At 65.5% G+C, this 10,627-nt stretch carries 11 protein-coding genes; 1 reads left to right on the top strand and 10 read right to left on the bottom strand.

Going from position 1 to position 10,627, the window contains the following annotated elements; all coding sequences use genetic code 11:
- Positions 1–32: 32 nt before the first annotated feature.
- From KV110_RS14015 to KV110_RS13985, 7 genes are all read right to left on the bottom strand, one after another.
- Positions 33–734, bottom strand: coding sequence for a cation efflux transmembrane domain-containing protein (locus KV110_RS14015; protein ID WP_393540724.1), 702 nt, complete (start codon positions 732–734; stop codon positions 33–35).
- Positions 731–1,060: an ArsR/SmtB family transcription factor gene (locus KV110_RS14010; RefSeq protein ID WP_218476498.1), complete on the bottom strand. Its 330-nt coding sequence runs from the start codon at positions 1,058–1,060 to the stop codon at positions 731–733. Before KV110_RS14010 ends, KV110_RS14015 begins: the two co-directional genes overlap by 4 nt.
- Before the next feature lie 47 nt (positions 1,061–1,107).
- A complete protein-coding gene (locus KV110_RS14005; protein WP_218476496.1) occupies positions 1,108–2,424 on the bottom strand; it encodes a lipase family protein in 1,317 nt (438 codons plus the stop codon).
- 153 nt (positions 2,425–2,577) lie between these two features.
- Positions 2,578–4,251 carry an ABC-F family ATP-binding cassette domain-containing protein gene (locus KV110_RS14000; protein ID WP_218478451.1) on the bottom strand — a complete coding sequence of 558 codons (1,674 nt, stop codon included), beginning with the start codon at positions 4,249–4,251 and terminating at the stop codon, positions 2,578–2,580.
- A gap of 363 nt (positions 4,252–4,614) precedes the next feature.
- Positions 4,615–4,782 carry a hypothetical protein gene (locus KV110_RS13995; RefSeq protein WP_218476494.1) on the bottom strand — a complete coding sequence of 56 codons (168 nt, stop codon included), beginning with the start codon at positions 4,780–4,782 and terminating at the stop codon, positions 4,615–4,617.
- 46 nt (positions 4,783–4,828) lie between these two features.
- Complete coding sequence (locus KV110_RS13990) at positions 4,829–5,494, bottom strand: VC0807 family protein (RefSeq protein WP_218476493.1); 666 nt, start codon at positions 5,492–5,494, stop codon at positions 4,829–4,831.
- A 14-nt stretch (positions 5,495–5,508) separates the two neighbouring features.
- On the bottom strand, positions 5,509–6,138 hold the full coding sequence (locus KV110_RS13985; RefSeq protein WP_218476492.1) for a TetR/AcrR family transcriptional regulator: 630 nt from the start codon (positions 6,136–6,138) through the stop codon (positions 5,509–5,511).
- Positions 6,139–6,279: 141 nt separating this feature from the next.
- Between KV110_RS13985 and KV110_RS13980 the strand changes: the two genes are divergently transcribed.
- A complete protein-coding gene (locus tag KV110_RS13980; protein ID WP_218476491.1) occupies positions 6,280–7,296 on the top strand; it encodes a M48 family metalloprotease in 1,017 nt (338 codons plus the stop codon).
- Between the two features lie 3 nt (positions 7,297–7,299).
- On the opposite strand, the gene KV110_RS13975 is transcribed toward KV110_RS13980, so the two are convergent.
- The 3 genes from KV110_RS13975 to KV110_RS13965 form a co-directional block, all read right to left on the bottom strand.
- On the bottom strand, positions 7,300–8,673 hold the full coding sequence (locus tag KV110_RS13975) for a serine hydrolase domain-containing protein (protein ID WP_218476490.1): 1,374 nt from the start codon (positions 8,671–8,673) through the stop codon (positions 7,300–7,302).
- Positions 8,674–8,847: 174 nt separating this feature from the next.
- The gene (locus tag KV110_RS13970) at positions 8,848–10,131 is read right to left on the bottom strand and encodes a low temperature requirement protein A (RefSeq protein WP_246634522.1); all 1,284 of its coding nucleotides are present in this window, start codon (positions 10,129–10,131) and stop codon (positions 8,848–8,850) included.
- A gap of 73 nt (positions 10,132–10,204) precedes the next feature.
- Complete coding sequence (locus tag KV110_RS13965; RefSeq protein ID WP_218476489.1) at positions 10,205–10,492, bottom strand: hypothetical protein; 288 nt, start codon at positions 10,490–10,492, stop codon at positions 10,205–10,207.
- Between the last annotated feature and the right edge of the window lie 135 nt (positions 10,493–10,627).

Raw genomic sequence — 10,627 nt, 5'->3', positions numbered from 1 at the left:
TCGTCGAATTCGGCGGCCCCGGCCGGTATGACTCAATCGCAGCAGTCGCAGGCGTCGGTCTTGCTGTCGGTGCCGGATACCCGACCGACCGGGCTGGGGCAGCAGGTGTCGCCCTTCCAGGCGTTGGCGCCCTCCCTGACCGCGATCACCGCGATCACCAGCGCGGCGATCGGATCGGCCCACGACCAGCCGAACAAACTGTTGAGCAGCAACCCGACCAGCAGCACCGCCGACAAATAGGTGCACAACAAGGTCTGCTTGGAATCCGCGACGGCCGACAGGGAGCCGAGTTCGCGCCCGGCGCGGCGCTGGGCCAAGGACAGCACTGGCATGACAGCCAAACTGACTGCGGCCAAACCTATTCCGACCGGACTATGCCGGGCCTCCACTATCCCCAGCAAAGCCCGGACCGCATCGACCGTGACGTAGGCGGCGAGGCCGAAGAACGAGAACGCGATGATCCGCAGCGCGACCTTCTCCCTGGCTTCCGGGTCGCGACCGGCGAATTGCCACGCCACCGCGGCCGCCGAGGATACCTCGATCACCGAGTCGAGACCGAAGCCGATCAACGCCGTCGACGACACCCGAGTGCCCTCGACCAGCGCGATGATCGCCTCGACCACGTTGTAGCTGATCGTCGCGGCCACGAACCAGCGGATCCGCTTCGCCAGCACCGCCTTCCGGTCCGGGCTTGGCCCCAGCGTGACCAGCGGCATCCCGAGCTCCGACATCAGCAGCACTCCTCGGCCTCGGCGGCCGGGCAGCAGGCCGGGTCGACCGCGAGCACCAGCCCGACCAGGTCGTCCAGCGCGCGACCGATCCGCGGGTCGGCCAGCTCGTACCGGCTGCGGCGACCCTCCGGGACCGCGACGACCAGGCCGCAACCACGCAGGCAGGCAAGGTGATTGGACAGGATCTGGCGCGACACCCCGATCTGGTCCGCCAACTCCGACGGATAGCCCGGCGCGGTACGCAGGCTCAGCAGAATCTGCGTCCGCGTCGAGTCCGACAGCGCGTACCCGAAGCGGGACAGCGCGTCACGATGCATCAAGGTGTCCACACCCGAACGATACAGCTATTTCTGTATTCAGAAAAGTCTGTACTCGCCTAGCCGGGGAGCTGGAAGTCTGCCTTGAACCGCGGACCCGGCGGCAGACCGCGCAGGACCGCACTGATCCAGGCCACCGCGGGCGGCCAGCCCGCACCGGCGTTGACGATGTGCTCGGGTAGCGGCATGGTGTAGAACCGCAGGTCGGCACCGCGGTTCCAGTAGTCGTTCACCACCGGCAGCACCACGGACGCGGGGATCAGCTCATCCCAGATCCCGTGCCACCAGAAGATCGGGCTGTCCGGAATATGCTGACCCAGACTCTGTTCCCGCAGCACCCGCATCACCCCGGGAACGGATTCCAGGGTCATGCCGGGCTGGTAGTAGTCGCTGATGGGTCGGTACATGCCGGACAACGCGATCGTGTACACGCAACGACTCTGCATATCCCGCAGAATCGCTTGACCTTCCTTGTTCAGCAGCTTTGTCGCATCGAATTCTTCGGGGAACTCCTTGGACAACCCGGCGAAGCCGAGCCACATGGTGAAGTTGCTGATCCCGGCGAGCCCGGGTTGCTGTTCGGTCGCGTACCGTGCCTGCAACTGGAGGTCACCGGGGGTGCCGCCGATCGCGGTGCCGAGTAGTCGTACGTCGGGCGCGTAGCTTTCGCGCAGTTCGGCGGCGCGGATCGAACCCGAGCCGCCACCGGAGTAGCCGTACAGCGCGATTCCGGAATCCGTAAGGCCCAGTGCCGCATCGTTTTTCATGGCCCGAAGGCTGTCCAACACCATCTTGCCCTCGTCGAAGGTATTGAAGGTATTGAATTTGCCGTCGAAGTCCGGAACGTTGATCGCGAAACCCTGCGCCAGCCAGAATTGCGCCAGCGCCGCTTCTTTCATGGTGCCCACCTGCAGCGTGTACGACGGGTTGCACGCCGAGTTGGTCGAGTCGATCGCCTCCTGGAACGAAACGACCGGGCGCGGGCTGCCCGACCATGGAATGCCCGGCGTGATCACCGAGGTGGCGGTCGCGATCGGATTGTCGCGAATGTCGTTGCTGCGGAACAACAGTTGTTTGGTGTGCACCGGGAACGGAATGCCGAGTATCCGGGTCTGCACGGTCCGCGAGCGAATGATCTGCCCCGGCGCGTACGAGGCCAGGTCCGCCGGATCGTTGTACCAGGGGTCCTCGGCAGGCACTGGAATCGGCAGCAGATCATAGAGCTGCGGCTCGGATGGCAATTGCGGCAATTGATTCTGATCCGGCGGAAATGTCGGGTATGGATCACTCGCGGCCACACCGGCACTGGACGCCACCAGGCACAGCACCGCCAATGGCACCGCCGCCCAGATTAATTTTTCACGAACCCCGAACATGCACCCTCATCTCCACGTGTGACCCAGCCCATCCGAACACGGACAGGTGACAGTAGACACCGGAGTGAGATCGTTCCGCTATCAACATTCGCCCAGCTTTGTCGGTCGGTCGTTGTGCACATACCTAAATGGGTTTCCGAGGTCGAAAAATAGTCACGACGGCTCCTCGTCGTCGACGGCCTCCGATGCCAGCGAAAGGTGGGGCCACGCTGCGAGGTCGGTGAGCATCTGCCGATCGTGGGTGGCCACGACAACGGCGGCCGGAGTTTCCGATAGTGCGGCGGTGAGTTCGTCGACCAGAGATACCGAGAGGTGGTTCGTGGGTTCATCGCAGAGCAGCACCATCGGGCGGGCGGCGAGCTGCATCGCGAGGTGAAGTCTGCGCTGCTGCCCTTGAGACAGTCTGCCGACGGAGGTGCGTTGCGATTGCTTCTCCAGTAAACCTGTCGATGTCAGTGGTAGGGGTTCGATGTTGTTGTGCAGGGCGAGGCTTCGGATGTGGCGGTCGTAGAGCTCCTGCGCGGTCAGCTCGGGCTCCCAGGCCGGAACTTCTTGGCCGATCAGGGCGACTCGGGCAGCTCCGTGCTGGTGGATGCTGCCGGTGGACGGTTCCAACTCACCGGCGAGCACGGCGAGCAGGGTGGATTTACCCGCACCGTTGTGACCGGTGACCAGCAGGCGTTCACCCGCCTCCAGGCACAGTGTGACGGGCGAATCCAGTCGGCCGGTCACGGTGATGTTGTCGCAGCGAAGCAGCGGCGTTCCGGGACGGACGGTCAGGTCGGGGAACCGCAGTCGCAGGGGTGGTTCCGGCACGGTGACGGTGTGTGCCTCGAGTTCGGCTTGGCGTCGTTTGAGCGCTTGGACCAGGCCTGGCGCTCGGGACTGGCGCTGATGCTTGCCATGTCCTTTGTCGGGTCGCCAACCGGTGCTGAGCCGGTCGCGGGCACCCGCGACGGCTTCCCGCAGCCGCGTGCGCTCGGCGAGTTGGTCCTCGTACTCCTGTTCCCACCGGTCGCGAGCCCGATGACGGCCCTCCTGCCAGCCCGCATAGCCGCCGGCGAACAGTTGCGGACGTCCGTCCTGGCTCGGGTCCAGATCCAGGAACTCGTCGGCGACATCGCGCAGGAGTGCGCGGTCGTGGCTGACGATGGCCAGCCCGCCCGAGTGGGTCCGCAGGCGGTCGGTGAGGAAGTCCAATCCGTCGCGGTCGAGGTGGTTCGTCGGCTCGTCCAACAGCAGGATGTCGTGTGCGGCTCCGAGCAGGCACGCCAGCCGAACTCGATAGCGCTGCCCTACCGAGAGTGTCGCCAATGGGCGCTCTCGGTCCGTGCACGCGTGCAGCGCCGCCAGCGCGATGTCGACGCGGCGTTCGGCATCCCAGGCATCGAGCCGGGTGGCGGTGTCCAAGGCCGCTGCGTAGGCGTCGTCGGCTTCCGGCGCTCCGTCGGCGAGCAAGATCGTCGCAGTGTCGAGTTCTCGCAATGCCCGCACGGCGGGCTCGATGGTCTCGGCGACGAGTGCGCCGACGGTCTCGCCTTCACGAAAAGGTATGGCCTGCTGAGCAACACCGATCGTGCCGACCCGGCTGACGGTACCGCTGTCGGGTTGCAGTAGCCCGGCGAGCACGTGCAACAGCGTGGTCTTGCCACGCCCGTTCTCCCCGACAATGGCAAGACGCGAGCGGGCCGACACCGTGACGGAGACGTCCGCCAGCACCGGTCGCGACCCGAGAGTCACTTGGATCGAGGTCGCTCGAATGTGTGCATGCGCTCCCGCAGGCAGATTGTCCCTGGACGAGAAGTTCTGGTGTGAAGGTGTGGACAGACTTCGGTCCACATGGGAAATAGACACTGATTCTCCGCAGCTCGAGGATGGAGCCGGGACAGCACGAAACCGCCCGGCGCGATTACCCGGACGGCGGCTTCAGTTGGATTTCAGGTCGCCGCCGTCAGCGGAGCGACCAGGGCTTCATGATCATCGCAGGGCCTATACACATGGGCGGAACCCTAACCGACACCTCAAAACGTTGCCACCGATTATCGAGCACTCGTGCCGCCGCATCATTGACGGACGATTCGCGACCCCTCGCGGCTGGACTTCGATGAGTAGGGGGAATCGACGGAGGCTTTGAGCGGGAGCGCACCTCTAGACCAACTCGACCTCGTCGAAATCGACGGTCAGACTGTGTCAGCGCTCCCGCAGCACCCCGCCTTCGCGATGGACAAGTCCCTCACCGAAGTCGATGCGCAGCTTGGCCCTACGGGCGTCGACTTCTCGCACGACCCCGCAAACACCGCTGAACGGTCCCTCCGGAAAATAGACGACATCACCTGGACCATATTCGGCAAACCCCACGCCGCCACAGTAATCCAAGTCGGCGACGTTCAGCCGCAATGGCGGCTCAGGCCTTCAGTCCGTGTTTGGTGACGTAGATGTTGTGGAAGATCAGGACGACGGCGAGGACAGCGAGCCATTGCAAGGTGCTCACCAGCGGTACCGAATCGATCGGGAGTGTGTAGGCGAGCACTACTCGCACCAGCGCGTCAGCCGCGAAGGCCGTACCCCACACGGCGGTCAGCACGCGCAGGTGACCGCGGAACCGGGAATCGTTGTCCCAGCGGGCATCCCACTGCCGGTAGCCTTCCTCACCGATCTTCGCCGTGACTATCGCGCGGGAGGCAGTGCGCATGAAGGGGCGCGGGGTCAACAGGGTGGCCAGCATCCACAGGCCGATGACGCCGAAAATCCAGCTGTCGCGCACCAGCAGCGTGCGGGGGTCTCCGGTCACCAGGGTCATCACCGTGCCGATCACGATCATGGTGAGGGTGAACAGCGCGATCGTGTCGAGGCGACGCTGTCTTATCGCGTAATAAGCGAGTAACCCCCCGATCAGCAGTGCGGGCGCGATCAGCGCCAGCCACGGGTCCACCCCGGCTGCGCGCAGGGCGTAGTAACCGCCGAGTGGGAGCACCAACTCCAAGGTCAGCTGGCGTAGGAGGTGACGGCGGGCTGCGGTGCGTTTCTGCTCCGGCGTGCGGTCGGCGGGAAGCGTCTGCGGTGAGTTCATCTCGGCTCCAATAATCACGACTGCTCGCGGGCAGCGCGTTCGAAGAGATCGCCCAATTCACGGGCACAGGCCACGGTGTCGAAGTCGGGATCGTCGGCCGCGCGGGCGACGGCCGCGTCTCGGGCGGCCCGAATGGCCAGCGCCATGATCGCGGGATCGAAGGCCCGAAATTCCCCGGCCCGCTGCGCTTCTCGGAGCCACTCCTCCTGACCACGGGCGATTTCGGCGACGTGCTCGATCAGGCCGAACAGCTCCGGATCATCGGACCTGGCATTGGCGACAATGCTGGCGAGCGCCCGCTGATGCTGGGGATACTCGTCGAGCAACGCCATGTTGGCCGTGAAGTAGGCGCGCAGACCGGCCGTGTACCCGACCTCGGGCTCGAGCTTGGCGACGACGAAATCGGTGTTCACGCGCACGATTTCGGCCGCTACCTCGCGGATCAGCTCATTCTTGCCCCGGAAATGGTAGGAGATCATGCCGGTGCTGCTCAGCCCGGCTTGCTGCGCGATCTTCGCGAACGAGGTATTGGGCAGGCCGTGCTCGGCGATCACTTCGATCGCGGCGTCGACGATCTGTGCGCGCCGAGCCGCCTCGGTGAATGTTCGCCCGACTTGCTTGCTCGAGCCACTTCTTGCTTGCATGAGCAAAACCGTACCGGCTTTTGCTTACGTAAGCAAGATTTGATGCAGCCAAGCAACCAACGCCCCGAGCTGCAAGTAGTTGGCCATCGCGCGATCACCGCCGGTTCAGCGGCGTGGCCGGAATCCGCTGTACCGTCGGGCATGACCTCCGAAGTGATCGCGAAGGCGAATTACCCAGGCGGAACTGCGGTTGCCCGTCGGTCGGTCGCGGACCGGGTGCGGGCGTGGATCGTGCTGCTGCTGGCCGCGATACCGTCCGCGGCGTTGATGACGGTGTTGCTCTACGGATTCGGCCTCGCGCTCGGCGTCGGTGTTCGGGGCGTGCTGGCGGCGACCTGGTTTCTGCTGTGCACCGCCTGGAGTGCGGTGTCTTTCCGAGGCGCGGAACATCGCTGGATGTTGCGAATAAACGGTCTGCGGGAGCCTACGTCCGACGAACAGCGCACGCTGATCACCGCGTGGGAGAACGTCGCGCGCCAGGCCGACGTGCCCGCCTCGTCCTACACGCTGTGGGTACAGAAGGCGGATCGGCAATTGGTGACGCCCGGCCGAATGATCACGACATCTCCCGAATCACTGCAGCGACTCGAGCCGCGGGAGTTGGAAGCCGTGCTCGCTCATCAACTCGCGCAACGAGTGCAGGGACGAGCGGCCTTCTGGCAGTTGGTGTTTCGCAACTACAACTTTCCGGTGGTCGGGATCGAGCGGACGTTGATGTCGAGTCTGGATCTGATCGCCGTCGGCGACACGATCGCGCAACGGTTGCCCGCGCGGAGCTCCCGAATCTTCTCCGTCGGCTGGACCGTGCTCACCAGGGTCCTCGTCGCCTGCCCGGCAGTCGCGGCGGCCACCGTGATCGTTGGCCTCGCACCGGCGTTGTTGCTGCGCCTCGTTCCCGAGGTCGCGGCATGGGCGCTGCGGCCGCTGGTCGCCCGCGCCGAATACCGGACCGACCGAATCGCGGTCGATCTGGGGTACGGGCCAGAGCTCGGCGGCGTCCTGCAATCCGGCCATGTCCCACAGCCCACGCAGACACCACTGAATCCGCTGTCGGTTTCGCTGTTCTCTCCGAAAACGTCACCCACCAAACGGATTCGGCGAATCCGCGATCGACTCGACGAGCTGGCGAGGCGATGGAACCCGCCCGCGCCGAAGTAGTGTCTATCTCCGAGCCTGCCAGCCCGCCGGGTCGACCCCGCCGGGGATCGGCTCGGCCGGCTCGTAGGGCGCTCGGGTGAACACATAGCTCACGAGTTCCAGGCGCTGCGCCGCGCCGTCGGAGCCACGCACGACGTTCATGCGCTCACCGGCGTAGTAGCCGTCCAGTCCGGTCCACGAGCCGTCGGCCTCCGGGCGGAACCGGGACTCCCGCCCGCCGTGCGCGAGCGCCTTGAGCTCTAGCAGGCCATCGGCACGCAGGTGCAGCGCGATCGAGGCGGTGCCCCAGTACCAGGTTCCGGTGAGCGCCAGCAACTGCGGGTCCACCGTGGGTGCGGGCAGCCATTCCTCGGGAATGGTTGGTTCGTGCTCGGCGAGGATGTCCAGCATCGCGTCGGTCAGCTTGCCTCGGATGCCGCCGTAGGTGGTGTTGGACAGGAACAGCACGCCGGTGTGGTCCTTGGGGTCGGCCCAGACGGTGGCGATGAAGCCGGGCATGGCCCCGGTGTGACCGGCCAGCCGACGGCCCTTGCGGCGCTGCAACTGCAGGCCGAGTCCGTACCCGGAATCCCACTCGTCGCCGTCCGCGACCGTGGCCGGCGCGCGCATTTCCTCCAGTGTGTCGGCCGCGAGCACATCGCCGGTGTCGCCGCCGATGAACGCCGCCCAGCGGGCCAGGTCGTGCACCGTCGACCACAGCTGACCGGCCGCTCCCATCGCTCCGTTGTCGTGCGATGGCTCCGGTAGTGCCACGTCCGCCCAGGGGTGCACCGCCCAGCCGGCGGCGTGCGGGGCAGCGGACAACACCGTCGTCCGGCCCATGCCCAGCGGGGCGAGCACCTCGGCGCGCAGTGCCTCGAACCAGCTTTGTCCGCGCAACCGGGCGACCAACTCGCCGAGCGCGGCGAAGCCGACGTTGGAATAGTGGAACCGTCGGCCCGCCCGATGCAACAGCGCCTTGCTGCCCGCATCGCCATCCAGGCTGTCGGCGAGTTCGGCCCAATCCCCACCCTCGGTGCGCTCCCACCAGTCGCCGGGGGATTCCGCGCGCAGGCCGGCGGTATGCGAGAGCAGCTGGGCAACCGTCCGGTCCCCCAGCGGCGCGCCGGGCACGTGTTTGGCCAGTGGGTCGGCCAGGTCGAGCTTGCCCTCGTCGCGCAACCGCATCACCACGGTGGCCACCATCGACTTGGTGATCGACCCGATGCGGTACTGCGTGTCGATGGTCGGCCGACTCCCCTCGACCCGCCCCCTGGCGCCCGACCATGCCAGCTGCCCGTCCCGCACCACGGCAGCGATCAGCGAGGGCACCCGATATTCCGCCTGCTCAACGGCGACCCGATGCAACAATGCCCGCTCGGTCGATGGCAACAGCATCCCGCGACTTCCCTTCTCACACTCAGCAATCGGACGAACGAAGCTGCTGCGCCGACTCTCGCGATCAGCGAAATCGGCAGCGCCCCGGTATGTCGTCATCAGCGTAGCGCCGGGTCCGGAGGCGAGATCCGTTCATGGACCGCCATCTGTCGCCGCCCCCCAGTGGGGCAAGCGCTATTCACGGGCGTCGCCGAGCTCGGTCAGCATCTGCTGCTGGTGCCGGTGTCCGACTGTTTCGTAGCCGATTACCGTGACGTATGGCGCGAGCATCACCACGATCAGGCATACCGCTATTCCGGCACCGAGCGCGGATAGCACTCCGGCCGCAATCAAGAGGCCCAGTGTGAGGCCGATCAACAGCAGGTGGAATCGATCGACCGCGGACAGCAGCACCGTGTGTAGCAGGTACACCATAAGCAGATAGAGGCCGACGGGGACCGACAGCGAAAGCACCACCGCGAGTTCGCCGAGTTCGGCGTGATGTTCGAGGTACAGACCCGCGACATGCAGGCCCGCACCGGCACCGGCGATGCCGATGAACAAGGGAATGTGCCCATATCCGAAGAGGTATCCGCGGCGCCGACGACGCGCCAGCACCTCACCGAACGGCGTCGCGAAGTACACCCACCACATACCGAAGGTCAATCCGACACCGGCCACGACGACAGCGACCGCGTTGGCCGACCAATGCATCCCGTCCTCGCCCCCGAGCAAACCCGACGACGAGGCGACGGTGCCGACCACGCCCTCGCCGAGGGTGATGATCGCGAACAGGCCGTACCTCTCGGCCATGTGATGCGGATGCCATGGCGTCCCGGCCGCGCCCCCCTGGGTGAGCAGCGGCAGGCACAGTTCCAACAACCCGAGCAAGACCACAGCCACCAAGACCGCACCGATCGGCATATGCACGAATCCGACGACCACCCAACCGATTTGGACGATCACGATCCACCGAATGTTCGCTATCCCAACACCACGGAACGCGGCGGACTGCCGGGCCACCCGTGCCCACTGCAGAACCATCGCCACCCGCATCACCACGTACCCGATCACCATCAGGCGCAGTTCCAGCCGCTCTCCATGCCCAACCGAATGGAACATCGCAGGCAACCCGAGGGAGAAGACGACCACGCCGACCATCTGCAGCATCGTCAGCACCCGGTATAGCCAATCGTCGGTGTCGAAGGCCGACGCGAACCAGCTGAAATTCAACCACGCCACCACGATCGCGAACATCGCCAAGACGAACGCGACAATCGCCGGGCCGACCCGCCCTTCCGCCAGCATCTCCGCGAATTGCGACGCTGCAGTCCCCACCGCGACCACGAACGTCAGATCGAGCAACAACTCCAGCGGCGAGGAAGCCCTGCCTCGTTCCCGAGGATCACGCCCGACCATCGGCCTGATACGGTGCGCAACCGCACTGGTCACGCCATCAGAACGCTCAGTCTCATTCACCCGTGAAAGCATGCCGCAAACACCCCGCACCGCCCGCCCGGACACGCCTCGGCGAGCAAACGTCCGGGTCTGCCTATCCCGCTGTCACTGCGGGGCGCTCGTCGCGCACCAGGTAGCGGACAAAGACCGCGACAGCGGCGGCGGGTACGAAATTCAGGATCCAGAACGGGATTTCCTCGACAACGCCATAGCCCTCATCGATCACGCCGACCGCCATGTTGCCGCTGACCAGCGCAAGCCATACAAGAAGGAAATCCTCGGTCGCCCGGCGGATCCCGCGGCGCCCGAACCCCGCGCCCACGAGCAGGAACACGGCGAGGACGACGAATCCGACAATGATGATGACGGTAGTGCGGCTCATGCGGTCTCCACTTCCGGCGCCGGGGTCGGCGCCTTCCTGGTTGTACGCCGTTCTTCGAAGGTAGATCTCCGACTCAGCTATCGGAAACAGTAAATATCTAGCTACCTACAATTGCTGCTTGTAGCTACCGGTAGC

It is taken from the genome of Nocardia iowensis (genome assembly GCF_019222765.1).
In the GTDB taxonomy this organism is placed as follows: domain Bacteria; phylum Actinomycetota; class Actinomycetes; order Mycobacteriales; family Mycobacteriaceae; genus Nocardia; species Nocardia iowensis.
This window is presented reverse-complemented; position numbering and strand designations above follow the sequence as displayed.

Excerpts from the sequence above, each read along its gene's own strand:
- KV110_RS14005 (WP_218476496.1), bottom strand. The coding sequence starts at position 2,424 with ATGTTCGGGGTTCGTGAAAAATTAATCTGGGCGGCGGTGCCATTGGCG.
- KV110_RS13990 (WP_218476493.1), bottom strand. The coding sequence starts at position 5,494 with ATGAACTCACCGCAGACGCTTCCCGCCGACCGCACGCCGGAGCAGAAA.
- KV110_RS13985 (WP_218476492.1), bottom strand. The coding sequence starts at position 6,138 with ATGCAAGCAAGAAGTGGCTCGAGCAAGCAAGTCGGGCGAACATTCACC.
- KV110_RS13980 (WP_218476491.1), top strand. The coding sequence starts at position 6,280 with ATGACCTCCGAAGTGATCGCGAAGGCGAATTACCCAGGCGGAACTGCG.
- KV110_RS13975 (WP_218476490.1), bottom strand. The coding sequence starts at position 8,673 with ATGCTGTTGCCATCGACCGAGCGGGCATTGTTGCATCGGGTCGCCGTT.
- KV110_RS13965 (WP_218476489.1), bottom strand. The coding sequence starts at position 10,492 with ATGAGCCGCACTACCGTCATCATCATTGTCGGATTCGTCGTCCTCGCC.